Annotated in this window: 15 protein-coding genes; 3 read left to right on the top strand and 12 right to left on the bottom strand. The window is 72.0% G+C overall.

Annotated features, from left to right (window positions below):
* Nucleotides 1–32 precede the first annotated feature (32 nt).
* The 4 genes from OG408_RS02420 to thpR form a co-directional block, all read right to left on the bottom strand.
* Nucleotides 33–770, bottom strand: coding sequence for a MerR family transcriptional regulator (locus OG408_RS02420; RefSeq protein WP_326667874.1), 738 nt, complete (start codon nt 768–770; stop codon nt 33–35).
* A gap of 39 nt (nt 771–809) precedes the next feature.
* Nucleotides 810–1,724, bottom strand: coding sequence for an alpha/beta hydrolase (locus tag OG408_RS02415; protein WP_326667872.1), 915 nt, complete (start codon nt 1,722–1,724; stop codon nt 810–812).
* A gap of 84 nt (nt 1,725–1,808) precedes the next feature.
* Nucleotides 1,809–2,975, bottom strand: coding sequence for an alanine--tRNA ligase-related protein (locus tag OG408_RS02410; protein ID WP_326667870.1), 1,167 nt, complete (start codon nt 2,973–2,975; stop codon nt 1,809–1,811).
* Between the two features lie 204 nt (nt 2,976–3,179).
* The gene (gene thpR, locus OG408_RS02405; protein WP_326667868.1) at nt 3,180–3,821 is read right to left on the bottom strand and encodes an RNA 2',3'-cyclic phosphodiesterase; all 642 of its coding nucleotides are present in this window, start codon (nt 3,819–3,821) and stop codon (nt 3,180–3,182) included.
* 98 nt (nt 3,822–3,919) lie between these two features.
* On the opposite strand from thpR, the gene OG408_RS02400 reads away from it, so the two are divergent.
* Nucleotides 3,920–4,918, top strand: a complete 999-nt coding sequence (locus OG408_RS02400; protein ID WP_285564007.1) for a GNAT family N-acetyltransferase — start codon at nt 3,920–3,922, stop codon at nt 4,916–4,918.
* A gap of 108 nt (nt 4,919–5,026) precedes the next feature.
* Here the strand turns inward: OG408_RS02400 and OG408_RS02395 are convergent, their stop codons facing one another.
* Entirely contained in the window at nt 5,027–5,917 is an 891-nt protein-coding gene (locus OG408_RS02395; RefSeq protein ID WP_326667866.1) for an LLM class F420-dependent oxidoreductase, read from the bottom strand.
* 190 nt (nt 5,918–6,107) lie between these two features.
* On the opposite strand from OG408_RS02395, the gene OG408_RS02390 reads away from it, so the two are divergent.
* Nucleotides 6,108–6,842 carry an esterase/lipase family protein gene (locus tag OG408_RS02390; RefSeq protein WP_266787397.1) on the top strand — a complete coding sequence of 245 codons (735 nt, stop codon included), beginning with the start codon at nt 6,108–6,110 and terminating at the stop codon, nt 6,840–6,842.
* Nucleotides 6,843–6,923: 81 nt separating this feature from the next.
* Here OG408_RS02390 and OG408_RS02385 read toward each other — a convergent pair whose 3' ends face one another.
* Complete coding sequence (locus OG408_RS02385) at nt 6,924–8,132, bottom strand: MFS transporter (RefSeq protein WP_442805999.1); 1,209 nt, start codon at nt 8,130–8,132, stop codon at nt 6,924–6,926.
* A gap of 216 nt (nt 8,133–8,348) precedes the next feature.
* On the opposite strand from OG408_RS02385, the gene OG408_RS02380 reads away from it, so the two are divergent.
* A complete protein-coding gene (locus tag OG408_RS02380; protein ID WP_326667863.1) occupies nt 8,349–9,527 on the top strand; it encodes a serine hydrolase domain-containing protein in 1,179 nt (392 codons plus the stop codon).
* Between the two features lie 46 nt (nt 9,528–9,573).
* Here the strand turns inward: OG408_RS02380 and OG408_RS02375 are convergent, their stop codons facing one another.
* The 6 genes from OG408_RS02375 to OG408_RS02350 form a co-directional block, all read right to left on the bottom strand.
* Complete coding sequence (locus OG408_RS02375; RefSeq protein ID WP_326667861.1) at nt 9,574–10,569, bottom strand: hypothetical protein; 996 nt, start codon at nt 10,567–10,569, stop codon at nt 9,574–9,576.
* A gap of 55 nt (nt 10,570–10,624) precedes the next feature.
* Entirely contained in the window at nt 10,625–11,902 is a 1,278-nt protein-coding gene (locus OG408_RS02370; protein WP_266787403.1) for a transporter, read from the bottom strand.
* 4 nt (nt 11,903–11,906) lie between these two features.
* Entirely contained in the window at nt 11,907–12,500 is a 594-nt protein-coding gene (locus tag OG408_RS02365) for a hypothetical protein (protein WP_266787405.1), read from the bottom strand.
* Entirely contained in the window at nt 12,497–14,626 is a 2,130-nt protein-coding gene (locus OG408_RS02360; protein WP_326667857.1) for a hydantoinase/oxoprolinase family protein, read from the bottom strand. The genes OG408_RS02365 and OG408_RS02360 overlap by 4 nt, the downstream gene beginning before the upstream one ends.
* Before the next feature lie 128 nt (nt 14,627–14,754).
* A complete protein-coding gene (locus tag OG408_RS02355) occupies nt 14,755–16,341 on the bottom strand; it encodes an FAD-dependent oxidoreductase (RefSeq protein ID WP_326667855.1) in 1,587 nt (528 codons plus the stop codon).
* Nucleotides 16,338–17,468: a LacI family DNA-binding transcriptional regulator gene (locus OG408_RS02350; protein ID WP_405401454.1), complete on the bottom strand. Its 1,131-nt coding sequence runs from the start codon at nt 17,466–17,468 to the stop codon at nt 16,338–16,340. Before OG408_RS02350 ends, OG408_RS02355 begins: the two co-directional genes overlap by 4 nt.
* Nucleotides 17,469–17,595 lie beyond the last annotated feature (127 nt).

The following is a 17,595-nucleotide window of genomic DNA, read 5'->3' as shown; positions in this document are numbered from 1 at the left end:
CGTGCTGCCGGGGCGTGGACGGGAGCGTGGCGTCAGGTGTCGAGACGGGCGGTCCGGCGCTGCTCGGCCCGGTGGGCCACGGCACCGATGATCCGCTGCCACGCGGGCGATGCCTCGGAGATCCGGGAGGACACCAGCTTCAGGTACGTGCCCCGGCTGTCGTCCCGCCCGTGCGCGACCTTCCAGGCGTCCAGGTCGTCGATGAGCCGGTCCAGACGCGGATCGTACGGATCCCAGTCGGCCGACCGGTCACAGGCGAGGAACAGACGCGTCGTCTCGGGGTCGTCGAGTTCGGCGTTCTTCTCCCGCACTCGCCGGGCCACGGCCTGCGGGTCCATCGCCCGCATCAGGATCCACGCGTCGCGCTCCAGCCGGATCCTCAGCTCGCCGACCCCGAGACCGCGCATCCGCTCCAGGACGGCGACGACCTCGGGAGGCAGCACAAGACGTTCGCCGCCTGCCAGTTCGGCGATCCGGCGCCGGTTCTCGCTCAGCCGGTCGATCTTGCGCTGCAACCCGGCGTCGATGTCGTCGATCGCCGAGGCGAACTCCTCCGGCTCCGCGTGCAGCAGGGCGTCGATCCTGGCCAGCGGAACCCCGGCGTCGGCGAGGGTCCTGATGCGGATGAGATCCACCGCCGCCTGCGCGCTGTAGCGGCGGTAGCCGGAAGCATCGCGCTCGGGCTCGGGCAGCAGGCCGACCTGGTGGTAGTGGCGAACGGTGCGCACGGTCACCCCCGCGGTCGCGGCGAGTTGACTGATCGTGAGCACCGTCCTCCTCGGGTCGTCGTGACACGTGATCATGTAATTCTAAACGCGGGCCACCCGGTCGAAGATGTCGCGGACCGCCCGGACCACGGCGTCGGGGCGGTCGAAGCACAGCCGGTGGTGAAGGGTGTCGGGGAGCAGACGCTGCTCCCCGTACGAGACCGAGTCCATCAGTGCCGCGTCCATCCTCGTCCTGCCGTCCAGCATCTCCCGCACCGTGTCCTGCGGCATCTGCGCCCGCTGGGCGGGGTCGACGCCGAGGACGGTGAGAGCGACAGCCGGCACGTCGGGAAGGCCCGGCCCGGCGCGCAGTTCGGCCGCGAGTCCGGCAAGTCCGCTGCGTTCGGCGATGCCCACCCGCATCCACGCGTCGCTCTCATGGGCGTCGATCAGCGGTTCCCGCACGTGTGCCGGGTAGCCCGCGAGCAACTCGCCGCGCATGTCGCGCACCGCCGGGCGCGACTGTTCGAGCTGCTCAGGACCGGGCGCCGCCCGTTCGAGCGCCGAGAGGTGCATGGCCGGCGGCAGGAACCTGTCCCAGTCGCGGTTGAAGGCGTCCAGCCAGACCAGTCCGGCCACCTCCTGCGGATACAGCTGTGCGAACCGATGGGCGTAGAAGCCGCCGAGGGAATGCGGCACGAGGACGTAGGGAGCGGGGACGTCCAGGGAGCCCAGGAGCTCGTGCAGTTCCGTGGCGACGGCCGTGGCCGTGCGCGGCAGGGCGAGGGGATCGCTGTAACCCGTGCCGCCGCGGTCGTACACCACAGCGGTGGTGAACCGCGAAACACCTTGCTGGACACCGAGATAGTCCAGGCCGACGGCACTGGCACCCGGCAGGAACACGACGGCCGGTCCACCGCTGCCCGCGCGGTGGACGAAGAGCCGTCGGTCCCCGATCTGCTGGAAGCCTCCCACCGGCGGGGCGGGCCGGACGGAGGACGTGATGTGGTTCGTCATGCGGCAAGGCTCCAACCCTGACGCAGGGTCAAGGTCAACCCTCGGCCTCGGTCGCCCCTCGTCCTCACCCCACCGGCACCGTCGTCATTCGTCACGCAGGCTGGTGATCAGGGCACGGGGCAGTCCATGCGTGTCGTGGAGGTAATGGAGGTCGTCCTCGGTCAGCGGGCCCCGGAACCGGGGCCGGGCGAGCACGTGCCGGCCGCGCTCCAGGAGCCGGCCGAACCGGTGCTGCTCCTCGACCAGCACCTGACGTACCCGGTCCGGCAGCAGATCCTGCCGGAAGTGGTCCAGGGTGTGCCGCACCAGTTCCCCGGGCAGGTCACCGACATCACGGGTCGGATCGTCCCGCCACAGCACGGTGAGCAGCCGGCGCATCAGACGGCGCAGGACGTAGCCCCGCCCGGTGTTGGCCGGACGCACGCCGTCACCGAGGATGACGACGGCCGAGCGCAGATGGTCGCAGACCAGACGCAGCGACGGTTCGTCCAGCTGCCACAGGGGCGGGACGAGCCGTCGCCAGGGATCGAAGATATCGCCGTCGAACACGGACGACCTGCCCTGAAGCAGCGAGGCCAGCCGCTCCAGGCCGAGCCCGGTGTCGACGTTGCGCTGCGGGAGCGGCACCAGAGAACCGTCGTCGAGCCTGCGGTGGCTCATCGTCACGTGGTTCCAGACCTCCACCCAGCGGTCGTCCCGGGTGGGCGTCGACCGGGGCGGGCCGTCACCGCTCCACAGGAAGATCTCCGAGTCCGGGCCGCAGGGGCCGACGGGGCCGTTGGACCACCAGTTGTCCTCCACGGTGAGTTCCGTCGGGACACCGAGGCCCTGCCACAGCTCCAGGGAGGCGGTGTCCGGCCCGGTCCGGTCGTCGCCGGCGTACACGGTGGCGTGCAGCAGCCCCGGATCGACCCCCAGGCCCTCGGTGAGCAGCCCGTATCCCCAGGCGAGACTCACCGGTCCCTCGTAGTCGCCGAGCGACCAGGTGCCGAGCATCTCGAAGACGGTCAGATGCGTGGCGTCGCCGACCTCGTCCAGGTCCGTGGTGCGCAGACATCGCTGCACGTTGACCAGGCGCTTGCCCAGGGGATGGGGGCGGCCCTCCAGGTACGGCGTCAGCGGGTGCATGCCGGAGGTGGTGAACAGCACGGGGTCGCCGGGTGGTGGCAGCAGGGTGGAACCGGTGATCCGGCGATGGCCACGCTCCTCGAAGTACTCGACGAACGTGCTGACCAACTGTTCCGTGTCCATGGGACGGCTCCTTCGCGGGGCAGCGGGGGAGGCGCCGGAGAACGGGACCGCTCAGCTGCCCGGCCGGGGCCAGGGGCTCCACGACACTGCCGGCGGACCGTTTCCGGTCGCCGGGGGGAGGGAAGTCAGACGGCGGCAACCGGCGAGCTGGTCGCTCGCGCGGTCGCGGTGGTTCCGGGGCCGTTGACGTTCATACCGACGACACTAACGCGGCCCGGCCGGCGGACGCACCTGATTTCGGGTGCGGTCCTCGCCGCCGAGGGGCCAGGCCATGATGTCGCGGTAGTGGATCGGCCCACTGCTGCGTCCGGCGTTGCTGCCGACCAGGTGCAGACGGCCGGCCGGCCACGGCTGACCGGAGAACGCGGCGAGCCCCTCGGCGATCTCCCCCGCCGACGACCGGTCGCCCCGGCGCGCACGGGCGAGCGTCAGGTGCGGGCGCAGGGGCCGCTCCTCGAACGCGACACCGCACCCTCTCACCGCCGTACGCACGTCCGCGGCGAGCCCGTGCAGCCCGTCCAGGTCGCCGTCGATCCCGCTCCACAGCACCCGCTCGTCGAACGTTCCGCTGCCGCGCAGCGCCAGGAGCGGTGGCCCGGCGGCCGCCGCGAGGCCGGCGAGCGGCGGGCACAGCAGCGGAACGGTCCCGACCGGCAGCTCGCCGAGGAACGCCAGCGTGATGTGCCAGTCCTCGATGCGGTTCCACCGCATGTCGGGGTGCGTGCGATAGGCGGGGCGCAGCTCCCGGGCGAGTTCGTCCTTCGCCCGGTCGGGCGGGGCGAGGGCGATGAACACGCGTACGGTCGCGGGCGGAGTCTGTTCGTTCACCCGGTCTTCGTACCGCATGCGCGGGCCGAGCAGTAATCGCCGCGATCGCTTCCTCGGGCCGGGGCCTGTCGTCACGCCCTAGGGTTGTCCCGGTCGGCACTGGCGGAGGACACGCGATGGGTGCGAACAGCGGGAGCGGCGCCATGACGTCGGGACGGCCTGCGGGGTACGTCCTCCGGCCCTGGAGCGGCGACGGGGACCACGAAGCGATGGCCGCCGTGCGGCGGGGGTGTGCGGAGCGGGACGGGGCCGACCCCCACTCCGTCGTGGAGGGGGTTCCGACGGCGGCGGAGATCGCCGAGGCCTCGGCCGGGCTGGAGAACGCGTCCGGGAACCAGGTACTCGTGGAGCACCACGGCAGGGTCGTCGGCTACGCGACGGTCAGGTGGTGGCAGGAGCGGGACGGGACCTGGCTGTACCTGCACCGGGGCCACCTCCTGCCCGAGCACCGCGACCGGGGCATCGGCTCGGAACTGGTCGCCTGGGCGGAGAACCGGATCCGCCGGCTCGTGGCGGAGCACGGAACCGCGCGGACCGCCGTGTTCGGCGCGAACGCCGCACTCGCTGATGCCGACGCGACGGAGCTGCTGCTCGCGACCGGGTACCGGCGCGTCTTCAGCCTGGTGGAGCTGGAACTGACCGATCTTCACGAGCTTTCAGGACACGACGGCGCACGGCCGGCCGGTATCACCATCGGGCCCGTCGAACCGAGCAGCTACCACGCGGTCTGGAAGACGGTCGTCGACTCCTACGCCGATGCCGCCTTCACCCAGAAATGGACGTTCGAGCGCTTTGTCGACACGGCCGCCCCGACGTGCTGGCGAGCCGCCCGGGACGGGGACGGGATCGTCGGCGTCGCCCTGTGCACCCTCCGCCGCCACGACCCCACGGTCGGCGAGGTCGAAGAACTCAGCGTGCGCGCGGACGCGAGGCGGCTGGGCCTGGGGCGGGCGCTGCTGCTGGACGGGTTGCGATGTCTCCGCGAGCACGGGGCGCGGTCAGCGCGTCTGTTCACGGGAACGGCCAATCCGAACCGTTCCTACGATCTCTACGAGAGCGTGGGGTTCCGGCGCCGGAACGAGTACGTCCGCTATCGCAGGCCGATGCGCTCCTGATGCATCCGGTCCGTCCACTCCGTCTCGTCCGACCTGTCCGACGGGGCCCGGAATCCGTCGGCAGCCGGCCGGGCGGTGGCATCGCTGCCCGGCCGGCGCAAGGGCCCGTTACAGCGCGTCGCCGAAGGCCTCCGCCAGCCGGCGCCACTCGGCCCGCGGCAGACCGGAGCCGCCCTCGTCGGCCGTGAGCACCTGGAGTGCGACATGGTCGGCGCCGGCGTCGAAGTACTCCTGCGTCCGGGCCCGCACCCGCTCGGTGTCGCCCAGCGCGAACAGCGCGTCGAGGAGGCGGACGCTGCCGCCGTCCGCGAAGTCGCTCTCGGTGAATCCCAGACGCAGCAGGTTGTCGGTGTAGTTGGGCAGCTGGAGGTACATGCTCAGCATGGTCCGCGCGGTGGTGCGGGCCCGGTCGAGGTCGGTGTCCAGTACGACGGTCAGTTCCGGGGCGAGCAGGGCGTCGGGGCCGAGTGCCTCGCGGGCTTCCGCCGTGTGTTCGGTGGTCACGAGGTAGGGGTGGGCGCCCGCCGCCCTGGCGGTCGCCAGCTTGAGCATCTTCGGGCCGAGAGCAGCAAGCACCCGGCGCCCGGGCTCCACGGGCGGGGTCGCACTGTCGAGTGCGTCGAGATAGGCCACCATCGCGCTGTACGGCTTCGCGTACTGCGGCACCATCGGGCCGTGGCTGACGCCCAGGCCGAGCACGAAGCGCCCGCGGGCGTCGGCCTCGATCGCCGCGATCCGTGCCGCCACGTCCTGCGCGGGGTGGTCCCAGATGCTCAGGATGCCGGTGGCCACGGTCACCGAACGGGTGGCGGAGACGACGGCGGCCGCGTCGTCGGGCGAGGGGCTGCCCCCGATCCACACCGTGCCGTAACCCAGGTCATCGAGCTCGGAGAGCGCCTCCGCGATCGCCGCCCTCCCCGCGTCGTCCGTCCGCGACCCGTGCAGGGCCCCGCTCCAGATGCCGACCTGTCCGAATGCCTCGCGCGTCTCAGAAGTCATGGTGTGATCAACAGCGGGGCGCGCAGCCTATTCCCGTGGCTCCCGTGCTTCCCACGGACGGCCCCCTCCGGGGTCGGATGTCCGCTGTCTTCCGCCGAGGCCGGTGATTTCACCGATGGCGGCCGCCGTCCGCACCCCGACTCTTGTCCGGGCAGGCATCCGCATCCCCACGCCCCGTCAGGAGTGCTCCATGCGTCGTCGTTCACCCCGCCGGCTTCTCGGCGTTCTCGCGGCCGTCACGGTCGCGTTCACCCTGTTCTCCTCGGCGCCGACAGCCGGCGCGGCGGCGCCCACGGCCACCCCGGCCGCGCGGTCCGCGGCCGTGCAGCCCCTGTCGACCAGCACCCCCGTGGTGTTCGTCCACGGGTACACGGGCAACGCGTCCAACTGGGTCACCGCCAGGAGCGTCTTCCAGCTCAACGGCTGGTCGAGCTCCAACCTCTTCGCGTACGAGTACAACTCCTACGGCAACAACATCACCAACGCCCAGGGCCTGGCCACCTTCGTCAACAACGTGAAGGCCCGGACCGGCGCGAGCAAGGTCGCGATCGTCAACCACTCGATGGGCGGCCTGGTCAGCCAGTACTACCTGAAGGTGCTGGGCGGCAACACCAGCGTCAGCCACCTCGCCTCGATCGCGGGCGCCAACCACGGGACCACGTATGCCGGCGCCTGTCTGATCTACACGACGTGCCAGCAGATGTACCCGGGATCCTCGTTCATCTCGCAGATCACCTCGGGTGACGAGACACCGGGCGACACCAAGTACGCCACCTGGTACTCGGCCTGCGACGGCATCATCCTGCCGTACACCAGCACCCGGCTGAGCGGTGCCACCAACAACAACGTGCTCTGCCAGACCCACATCGGGTACCTGACGGACACGGTCGTGCTGGGACAGATCGCGCGCTTCGTCGCCTCCTGACCCACCGCACGCGACCCGGACACGGCCCGTCCCCGGCACCGGAAACGCCGGGGACGGGCCGTGTGGTTGTGCCGATGGCGGCTACGTCTGCCCGGGCGGCCGGAGCGCGGCGTACGTTCCCGCGCCCGCGGCCAGCACCATCACGCAGCCCGTGAAGATCAGCCCCGCCTCACGCAGGCCGAGCCAGGTGGCGAGGGCACCGACCCCGACGACCGGCACGGAGATCCCCGTGTACGCGACGATGAAGAACGCGGAGATGGTGCCGCCCCGATGCGTGGCCGGTGCCGCGTCGCTGACCAGGGTGAGTGCCGCGCGGAAGGACAGCCCCTGGCCGGTTCCGCCGAACAGGGCGCCGAGCACGAGCAGCGGCAGGGATTCGGCGAGCAGGGACGAGGCCACGAGCAGCAGGCCGATGACGAGCGTGCCGCACCCGAGCGGCAGCGCGAGGCGCGTGCCGACGCGCCGGGTCAGGGACTGGCCGAGCGTCGAGGCCAGGAACACGGAGAAGACGACGGCCCCGGTGACCGCCAGGTTGTGCACGCCCAGCGTCTGCGCGGCGAAGCTCGGCGCGACCGCCGTGAACAGGCCGAGCAGCGCGAAGCCGGCGAACGCCGCCAGTGAGGCGCGGACGAACACACCCTTCATGGCGGCCGGAACCGCGACACCCTGCGGGGTCGGACGGGGCCACCGCTGAGGCCGCGTCACGGTCTCGGGCAGCCGCCAGGTGATCCCGCACGCCACGGCGACGAGGCCCAGATGGACCCAGAACGGCAGCGTGAGCGGCCACGGTGTGTACTCGGCCAGGAAACCCGACAACAGCGGCCCGCAGCCCAGCCCGCCCATGTTCGCGGCCGTGGCGGCGAACCCGGCCCGCGCCTTCTGCCCGGGGCCGGCGAGCTCCAGCACCGCCGCCGTCGCCGCGCCGCTCAGCAGCCCGGCCGCGCCACCCGACAGCAGCCGTCCCATGAAGAGCAGCGGCAGCCCGCTCTCCAGCAGGAAACACCCCGCACTCGCCGCCGACAGCGCCATGGCGCACAGGAGCACCGGTCTGCGGCCGACCTTGTCGGAGTAGTTGCCGGCCACCACCAGCACGGTGATCACCGCCAGGGCGTAGACGGCGAAGACGACGGTCACCATCAGCTCGGAGAAGCCGATCTGCCGCTGGTAGAGCCCGTACAGGGGAGTGGGCAGCGTGGTCCCGGCCATCCCGATGGCGAACACCACGGCCGCGGCCAGGTAGCCGGACCGCCGGCCACTTCCTGCGTTGACGGCACGCTCTCGAACGATCACCCACGTCACCCTACGATCGGCCACCCGCGCGGCCCGTGCTCGGCGCGAGACGTGGCCGGGTGAGCCGGTATCAGGTGTGACGGGCCGGTACGGACAGGGGCGGTGCGCCGGGAGTGTGCACGGCGTCGGCTGGATGGAGCACAGCCCCCGCGCGGGGTCCGCACGGGAGGGCGAAGCTGGATCTCCCCACCGCGCTCACGTCTCAGGAGACCTTCCGTGCCGCTTCCCCGCTCCCCGCAGGTCCGCCTGCCCCTGGTCGCCCTGCTGGCCGCCGCCTGCACGGCCGGGCTGTTGTACGCACCCGCGCAGGCCGCCGTCGTTCCGGCCGACCACGGACCCGACCGCGTCCTGCAGAGGCAATTGCAGCAACTCACCACCGAGCCCGGCGGGCCGCCCGGAGTGATCGCCGTGCTCAAGCGGGGCTCCCGGACGGAGGTCTACCGGGCCGGCGTCGCCGAGACCGGCACCAGCCGTCCGATCCGGACCACCGACCACATGCGCATCGCCAGCACGGCCAAGGCGTACAGCGGCGCGGTCTCCCTCCAGCTCGTCGACCGGGGCAAGCTGCGGCTGAACGACACCATCGGCAAGGTGCTGCCCCGGCTGCCCCGCGCCTGGCACCGGATCACCCTGCGACAGCTCCTGAACCACACCAGCGGACTGCCGGACTTCAGCAGCAACGAAGAGTTCCTCGAACTGCTGACCGCGAACCCGCGCCGCCACTTCGACTCCCGCCGGCTGCTGGACTTCGTCGCCGACGAGCCGCCGGTCTTCCGCCCGGGATCCCGGTACGCCTACTCCAACTCCGACAACATCGCCGTGGCCCTGATGGCGGAGGCCGTGACGGGCCGCCGCTACGAGGACCTGCTCGCCCGGCTCGTGTACCGGCCCCTCGACCTGCGCCGCACCAGCCTGCCCCAGGGCTACCGGCTGCCGGAGCCGTACATGCACGGCTACGACGTCACCCCGCCGAACCCGCCCGAGGACGTCAGCGAGGCGATCAGCGCGTCGGGCGTGTGGGCGTCGGGCGGCATCGTCTCGACCCCGAAGGACATGACGGCCTTCGTCCGCGGCTACGCCGGCGGAAAGCTGATCTCCGACCGGACCCGCCGGCAGCAGCTGAAGTGGGTGAACGGCGCGTCCGAACCCGCGGGCCCCGGCACGAACAAGGCCGGGCTCGCGCTCTTCCGGTACGACACCCGGTGCGGCGTCGTGTACGGCCACACGGGCAACTTCCCCGGCTACACCCAGCTGATCGCCGCCACCCCGGACGGCAAGCGGTCCCTGACCTTCTCGCTCACCACCCAGGTCAACAAGACCAACAAGCCGGAACTGCTGGAGCGGCTGCGGACCGTGGAGGAGAACTTCGTCTGCGCGCTGCTGCGCAGGCCGTAACCAGGACGCGGTCGCCGGACGGGCCGTCCGGCGACCGCGTGGAGGATCAGCCGCGGGCCATCGCGATCGATCCGGCGAGCCGCTCGCCGGCCTCGTAGATCATGTACGGGACACCGCCGTCGGTGCCGAACGAGGGAGCCGCCGCGCGGCCGTTCTCCGGCGCCGCGGACCCGGAGTCGTAGAAGATCCCGAGGTGCTTGCGGAGGCTGAAGTCGTTGCCGACCTCGGTGAGCAGGAGGTTCCCGCCGTTCTCCTTGTTCGAGTTGTAGACGACGTACGTGCTGCCGTTGCGGTAGAGCAGGTGCGGGCCCCCGATGTTGAGCGCGCCCACCTCGTCGTGACGGACCAGCGGTGTCTGGGAGAACGTCCAGGTGCGGCCGTCGGCCGACCAGCCCCAGCCGATGTCCCGGTGGTTGGTCGTGTTGTTGAGCATGAAGACCATCACGTACCGCGCCCCGCGCGCGGGCAGGTCGTGCCGGAAGACCCGGGCGTACGACGTCTCGGTGGTGCCGGCGGGCAGCATCGCCGTGCTGAGGACGCCCTTGTCGTAGGTGAAGTTGATGCCGTCCTTGGAACGGGCCAGGCGGGTCGTGGTGTTCTCGCCGTGGAAGTACATCCACAGCTCCTTGGCGTCCTCGTTCCACATCACGTGCGGGGACGAGACATGACTGACCTTGTAGTGCGGCGACCAGTCGTTGCGCACGATGGGGTTGCCCGGGTACTCCGTGAACGGCCCTTCGAGCGAGTCACCGTAGGAGAGGCAGATGCCGCCGGGGGCGTCGTGCGGCGCGTAGTAGAGGTAGTAGCGGCCCAGCGGCGAGGCGATGCGCCCGGCGACGCCCCGGATGCACGGGAAGATGATCTCTCCGGTGGGGTTGTAGGAGAGCTGCGACGGGGTGAGCAGCGTACGGACGTACTTGTACGCGGGGAACCCGGCCGGGACGGCTGCCGCGGCGGGGCCGGCGCTCAGGCCGCCGGCGGCGCCGACGGTGAGGGCGGCGGCGCTGCCGCGCAGGAAGTGGCGACGGTCGAGAGGAGACATCGATGGCTCCAGGTGAGCTCGGAGGGGCGAGTGGGGGGACGGGCGTGCGACGCGCTCAGAGGTAGGTGGCGGCGGTGACACACAGCCCGGCCAGCGCGACCGCCCAGACGTACGGCAGCGTGCGGACCATCACCTGCTGCGGGGAGACCCCCGCGTACTGCGCGCTCCACACGGTCTGGGTGCTGGTCGGATCGGCGACGCCGAAGACCTGGTTGTACGAGGTGGCGAGCCCGAGCACGGCGACGGCGGGGTAGATGCCGGCGGCGATGAGGACCCCCGCGATGCCGGCCCCGAGCCCGTACACGTTCAGCGGGCCCCGGTAGAGGCACAGCGGGACAAGAACGGTGAACACGGCGACGAACAGCACGGGGTTGTCCGGGCTGACCGCCTTCACCAGGGGTTCGAGGGCGGAGACGGCACCGGGGAGCTTCACCGCGGCGAGCAGCATGCCGATCGCGACGAAGAGCGTGATCGGTGGGGCCGCCACCTCGAAGCCGCTGTACAGGGTCCGCAGCAGGCGCTTGCCGTACTCACCCGGGCGGGTGGTGGTGAACAGGGCGAACAGGATGCCCGCCAGCAGCGAGGGGATGATGGCGAGTTCGAAGCCCAGGGCCAGGACGAGCGGAATCACCGGTGTGAGCAGCGCGTACCAGGGGGCGTCGCCCCGGCGCTCCCGCTGCGAGGGGCGGGCGGGCGCCGACTTCAGCGCCCAGGCGTGCTCGACGCCGCGGCGGCGGGACTCGACGAGGACGAACAGGACCGCGGCGGCGAGCGCGAACGGGAACAGCTTCAGCATGAAGCCGCGCACGGTGTCCACGGGGAGTTCCAGCGCCGTGGAGAAGAACTGCCAGATCGGCAGCTCGAACGGCATTCCGGCCGCGATCCCCATCAGGATCGTGCCGGCCGCCGTCACCTTCGGGATGCCGACCGCGATCATCGCGGGGATCCCGATGATGCCCGCGAGCATCGCCGCCGGGGCGGAACCGGTGACGGTGCCGACCAGGGTGGACACCGCGAGTATGCCGAGCGCCACCACGACCGGGCGGTCGCCGCCGAACTCGACGATCTTGCGGACGAGGGTGCCGGCGATGCCGGTCTCGTCCAGGAGCTTGCCGAGCCAGGAGCCGAGGATGATGGCGATCATCGTCGAGGCCAGCAGCGGCGCCCCGTTCTGGATGACCCCGTCCATGACGCTGTTCTCGCCGGTAAGCGGCGCCTTGGCGGCGAACGCGATGGCGACGGCCAGCAGGACCAGGGCGAACGCGGTGGGGATCTTGCGGGTCAGCATCGCGACGACGCCGACGGCCATGATGAGCAGGATGACGACACCCATGGCGTCAGTTCTCTTTTCCGGAGGACGCGGCCACGAGGGCGGCGGTCAGAAGCAGGGGGCTGCGGCCGAGACCGCAGGCGGTACGGGCGTAGGCGTGCGCCGCGACCTCGTCGGCGCCGGCCACATGGCCGTGGACGCGGTGGCGGCCCAGGCGCAGCACGGTGTGGCCGAGGAGCTGTTTCAACTCGCGCTTGGCGGGGCCGTGGTGGAGCCGCTCGTGCACGGCCTCGTGGGCGAGCGCCGCGGCTCTGACCGAACCGGCCGGGTACCAGTGCCGCCAGCCGTACGCGTCGATCGTCTCCTCGGCGAGGGCGATCGTGTCGGTGAACAGTTCCACGGTGGGCACGGGCCGCGAGTGGTAGCGGGCCAGCAGCCCTAGGGCGAGGCCGCCGGAGCTCTCCACGACCCGGGCCCGGCACTCCACCGGGGCCATCGCCGAACCGAACTCCGTTGCCGCACGGGCCCACCGGCGCAGGAGCTCCGGATCGCGGCCCTCGTGCGTCGGCGTCGAGGCCAGCAGCTCCGCGCCGTACGCGATGTCGTCGACGGCGGCGAGCCGGGCGGCCGGGCCGGCCGCCGTCGGGAGCGCGGCCGTCACGAGCGTGTCTCCAGGACCGCGACCACCGGCTCGTCGGCCGCACGCGGGCGGAGCTCCCCGGCGGCGAGCGCGAGCAGCGGCTGCGGATCCAGGACACCGGAGAGATCGACGATCCGGGCGCCGAGCAGCAGCCGCAGCGCAGGGGCGCGCACGCCCCCGTCGCCGTACGACGTGGACTCGGCGACCAGGCGGGCCAGGAACTCCGGCGCGGCGGCCACGGTCGTGGTCTCCACCCGGGCGTCGGGCGCGTGCAGTCGCACCACGCCGTCGGCGTCGACGACGCGGACCGGCCGGCGCACACCGCGGAAACGCCGCCGGACCTCGGTGCCGTACACGGTGTGGGCGGGGGTGCCCGCCAGGACGCGCACGGCCGACGGATCCGCCTTGAGGCTCGCGGCGGCGGCCCGCAGCCGTTCGTCGCCGTCGGCCCGGTGCGCCCGGTCCTGCGTGCGCAGTTCGGTGGCGCCGGTGGCGACGGCGCGGACCGTGGAGGTCTGCGGGTCGACGGTGACCTCGACCTCGACGCCCTCCGGGGAAGCTCCCTGGGCGATCACGGCCTGCTCGGCCTCGGCCCGGACGGCGAGGATCTGCTCCTGGCCGGCCCCCGGGATGATCCGCTCGATCTGCTCCCGGACCAGGGCGAGCGCCACACCGATGGGACTGATCACCTCGGCGTGGCGGGCGGTGCGTCCCTCCATCCCGGTCAGCGCGGCGAGGTGCGGGGTGACGGCCGCCGCGCCGCCTCCGCCGCCGACGAGGACGACCGCGTCCTCGTCGAGCCGGTAGTCCCTGATCATCGCGTCGACCGTCTTGCGCACCTGCGCGCAGCCGGCGTCGAGGACCTGGGTGGCCGCGGCGGCCACGTCGACACCGAGGTGCCGGGCGAGCGGCTCCAGAGCGGCCCGGGCCACCTCCTGGTCGCACCGGGCGAAGTCGCCCTCGCCGACCCGGCCGAGGGCGTTGGCCGCGCAGGTCATGGTGAGCGCGAACCGGCCGCCCGCCGCGTCGATGACCACATGGTCGTCGGGGTCGCCGTCCATCGGACGGACGGTGGCGACCTCGGCGTCGCGCAGATCCTCCAGGGACGCGAAGCAGGCGTACGGCAGCCCCGCGATGTGAGCGCTGCGCGGACCGACGCCGACGACCCTGCCGTCACCGACACGGACCATCGACCCGCCTCCGACGCCCACGGTGCGGACGTCGAGGGCCGAGAGGTACGAGCCCTTGCCGAGGATCGTCGCGTGCCGCACCGCGACCTTGCCCCGCCGCACGACACTGATGTCGGTGGACGTCCCGCCGGTCTCCAGGAAGACCCCCTCGCTGATGCGTTCCTGCATCAGCGCACCGGCGACGCCCGCCGCCGGCCCTGAAAGGACCGTCAGCAGCGGTCTGCGGCGCATCTCGTCCAGGGACATCACACCCCCGTCGCAGCGCATCACCATCAGGGGCGCCGTGACGCCCGCCTTGGTGATGGAGGTGTCCACGAGGTCCGCGGTGGCGAGCATCCGCGGCAGGATCGCCGCGTTCACCACGGCGGTTCGCGTGCGCTTGTGCAGTCCGTAGAGCGAGGTGATCTCGTGCGCCGCCGCCATCGGAAGTCCGTGCGGCCGGGCCGATTCGAGCACGGAGCGCTCACCGTCGGGGAGGTCGACGCCGAAGGGCTCGCTGGCGACCAGCACTTCGGCGCCCCGCCCGACGACCTCGGCGACGGCCCGCTCCACGGCAGGGGTGTCGTCCGGGTCGGCGACATGGGCGTAGACGAGCGGAAGCCGCTTGCCGGGGGCCAGTTCGAGCTTGGCCAGTGAGGCGAGCCGGCGGGTGAAGACCGCGCCGGGGGTGTTGCCGATCCCCAGCAGGCCGACGGTGGCGACGTCGCCCTCCAGGAGAGCATTGGTAGCCTGTGTGGTGCCGTGGGCGAGGAACGCCACGTCATCGGGCGCGCAGCCGGTCTGTTCGAGCAGTCGGCCGAGCGCCTCGACGATGCCGTGGGCGACTCCGTCCTCGTGGTGGTGGCTGGTGGGAACCTTCACTTGCCCCAGGAGCGCGAGCGTCGTGGCGTCTACGGCCACGGCGTCGGTAAAGGTTCCGCCCACGTCGATGCCGACGCGGATGCGGTGCGTGGTCATGGCTGGGCACTTCCTTGTGCGTGTGGGCTGTGCTGCGTGGGCGGGCCGGGGGGACAGGTGGAGCTGTCCCCCCGGCGTTCCGCTCCCCGGCGGGAGCCGGGGTACGGGGACAGGGGTGCGGAACCGGGTCAGTAACCCCGGACGTCGGGCCAGTGGCGCTGGACTCCCGCGCGGTCGAGCAGGGTGGCGAACCGTGCGAACCGCTTGTCCTCGGCCTGGACCCGGTGCGGTTCGACACCCTCGGTGAGGCAGTGCGCGGCCAGCGCGCCGGCGACCTCGCCGATGTTCCACTCCACCGGATGCAGTCGGTAGCAGCCGTTGGTGATGTGGGTGGTGCCGATGTTCTTGGACGCCGGGAGAAGGTTGCGGACGCGCCGCGGGACGAGCGCGCCGAGCGGGATCTCGAACGGCACCGAGCCGATGTCGATGTAGTTGTCACCTCCGGTGGACGGGTGCAGGTCGATGCGGTAGCCGCCGACCCCGACCGAGTCGCGGTAGCGGGTGCCGCCCCGCGGACCGACGATGTCGATGGCCACGTCGTGCTCGGTGATCGTCGTGACGGCCTTGATGCGGCGGGACTCGCGCACGTACGCGGACTTGGCGAGACCGTCGGCGGTGCCGGTGACGTCCGGACGGATCCGGAGCCCCGGGAACCCCTTCCCGCCGTCCTCGCGGGGGGCCTCCGTCTGGAGCCAGTACAGCAGCGAGAGCGACAACTGCCGTGCCTCGTCCAGTGCTTCGGCCTGGGTCTCCCCGATGTACGGCTTCAGCCAGTAGTCGTTCAGCGGCCAGTTGACGAGCGTGATGTCGGAGTCGAAGGCGCCGTCCCGGTGCATCCTGCGGGCGAGGATGCGCCGGAACCCCCACAGCTCCTTGTCGCCCGCGTCCGTGCTCTGGTCGGCGGAGACGTCGAGCGGGTCGAGCTCCGGGTTGGGGGCCAGGGTGCGCGGGACGGACTCCAGCGAGCGCGGGTCGGGAGCCTGGAAACCCAGCAGCGGACCGGGCCAGAAGTCCGGCCGGTAGGCGCGCCAGAAGTCGTAGTCGGCGGGCCGCTCGATGGTGTGGTCCTCGCCCTCGTGGTGCGAGAGCGCGAAACACACGGTGATGCCCTGCTGGTTGGCGGCGTCGGCCACCTCGGGCGCGTGCGGCTCGTCGAACTCCGCACGGGCCTCGGCGCCCAGCGCGTTCTCCACTTGGGCCAGTTCGAGGAGTTCACCGGTCTCGGTGGCGTCGATGATGTAGCGCGCCCCGACGGTGGAGCCGTCGTCGAAGGTGACCGAGCGCACGAAGTCGCCCTCGGTCCGGGCCGAGACCGGGCGGATCTCCGTGAGCAGGGTCAGCAGTCCGGCCGACCGGTAGGGCGCGATCATGCCCTCCAGGACGGTCAGCGCGGCACGCGGCTCCGCGCACAGCTTGCTGACCCGGCCCGCCCCAGGGTTGAGGTCGGTCAGCGCGGCGGCCTCGGAGCGCATCGGGTACCACTGGCGGTAGTACGTACGGATGCCCTCGCGCAGGGCCCGGTAGGACGCGGTGGTGCCGAACTGCTCGACCCACGGGTGTTCGTCGGGAGGTACGGCCTGTGCGGTGAGCTGACCGCCGATCCAGTCGGTCTCCTCGGTCAGCACGACCGTGCGGCCGGCCCGGCAGGCGGCGAGAGCGGCGGCGACGCCGCCCAGTCCGCCGCCCACGATGAGGATGTCGGGTTCGGGTATCACGAAACTCCTTGCGAGGTGCTGTGGACGGGCCCGGACGTGGCACCGGGCCGGAAGGTGCAGGCCACCAGGGGCTCGGGGACGGGATCCCCCGCGACGAGAGAGGCCAGCAGGCGTACCGCCGCCGCACCCAACTCCTTGCGGGGGATGTCGAATCCGGTGGGTACGGCATCGGAGGCGAGATCCGCGGGCGGACTGCCGAGCAGCGCGAGGGACACGTCGGCCGGGGTACGGAGCCCGGCCGCGCGCACCGCGGCGAGCAGCGCACGCCAGGCGTTGCCGGTGTCGGTCTCCTCCGCGACGAGCGCGGTGACGCCGTCGTCGAGCCACCCGCGCAGCCGTTGTGCGGTGAGCTGCTCCGCGGGGTCGGCCGAGCGGAACACCTCGCCCTCGATCCCGGCCTCCGCGAGCCCTTCGCGGAAGCCGCGCTCACGGTCGGTCGATGCGGGGGCCTCGTCGTTCTCGCGGACGAGCATCAGGCGCCGGTGGCCCGCGGCCGCCAGATGGGCGACGACCTCGCGGGTGGCGCTCACGTAGTCGGCACCCACCCAGGACAGGCCTTCGAGTTCGTCCCTGCGGCCGAGGTGGACCACGGGGAACCCCTCGTCCACGAACCGGCGGAGCTGGTCCGTGGGGATGTGGCGGCCGAGGAAGAGGCAGCCGTCGGCCAGCCGCACCCGGCCGAGCGCCTCCGGCGCCTGCGCCCCCGCGCCCCCGCTGCTGGACCCGGTGAACAGCACCAGGTCGAAGCCGCGCGCCGCGGCCTCCTGCTCGACGCCGACCAGGAACGGGTAGTACGAGTGCCGCACATCCGTCGGGAAGGTCGAGGTGAAGCTGAAGACACCGAGGAGGTTGTTGTGCGCGGCGGCCAGACTGCGTGCGGCCGGGTCGGGGACGTAGCCCAGCTCCTGAGCGGCGTCGAGGACCTTCTGACGGGTCTCGTCGGAGATCACCACGCCGTTCTGCTTGTTGGCCAGGACCAGGGAGACCGTGGCCTGGGAGACCCCGGCCAGCCGTGCGACCTCCGCCTGCCGCGGCCGTGCGGTCCGGCTGCGCGGCGACGCCGAACGCCCGCGCCCGGTCCGCCTGTTCTCGTGTTCCACCCATGCCTCCGTTGAACTAATACGCATTACTGATGCGCATTAGTGGAGTACTTTGCGGCTGCCCGCCGGGCGCGTCAAGGGTTTCGACAAGGATTCCGGTGCGAACCGTGCGAGGGGCCGCCGCACTTGACCGGTGCGCCAGGGCGGCCGGACC

It is taken from the genome of Streptomyces sp. NBC_01257, assembly GCF_035917255.1.
In the GTDB taxonomy this organism is placed as follows: domain Bacteria; phylum Actinomycetota; class Actinomycetes; order Streptomycetales; family Streptomycetaceae; genus Streptomyces.
The sequence above is the reverse complement of the archived record's forward strand: the minus strand, read 5'-3'. Positions and strand labels throughout refer to the sequence as shown.

Coding starts and splice junctions, on each gene's coding strand:
- OG408_RS02390 (WP_266787397.1), top strand. CDS start 6,108: ATGCGTCGTCGTTCACCCCGCCGGCTTCTCGGCGTTCTCGCGGCCGTC.
- OG408_RS02415 (WP_326667872.1), bottom strand. CDS start 1,724: ATGACGAACCACATCACGTCCTCCGTCCGGCCCGCCCCGCCGGTGGGA.
- thpR (WP_326667868.1), bottom strand. CDS start 3,821: ATGCGGTACGAAGACCGGGTGAACGAACAGACTCCGCCCGCGACCGTA.
- OG408_RS02350 (WP_405401454.1), bottom strand. CDS start 17,468: ATGCGTATTAGTTCAACGGAGGCATGGGTGGAACACGAGAACAGGCGG.
- OG408_RS02370 (WP_266787403.1), bottom strand. CDS start 11,902: ATGGGTGTCGTCATCCTGCTCATCATGGCCGTCGGCGTCGTCGCGATG.
- OG408_RS02375 (WP_326667861.1), bottom strand. CDS start 10,569: ATGTCTCCTCTCGACCGTCGCCACTTCCTGCGCGGCAGCGCCGCCGCC.
- OG408_RS02400 (WP_285564007.1), top strand. CDS start 3,920: ATGGGTGCGAACAGCGGGAGCGGCGCCATGACGTCGGGACGGCCTGCG.
- OG408_RS02395 (WP_326667866.1), bottom strand. CDS start 5,917: ATGACTTCTGAGACGCGCGAGGCATTCGGACAGGTCGGCATCTGGAGC.
- OG408_RS02410 (WP_326667870.1), bottom strand. CDS start 2,975: ATGGACACGGAACAGTTGGTCAGCACGTTCGTCGAGTACTTCGAGGAG.
- OG408_RS02360 (WP_326667857.1), bottom strand. CDS start 14,626: ATGACCACGCACCGCATCCGCGTCGGCATCGACGTGGGCGGAACCTTT.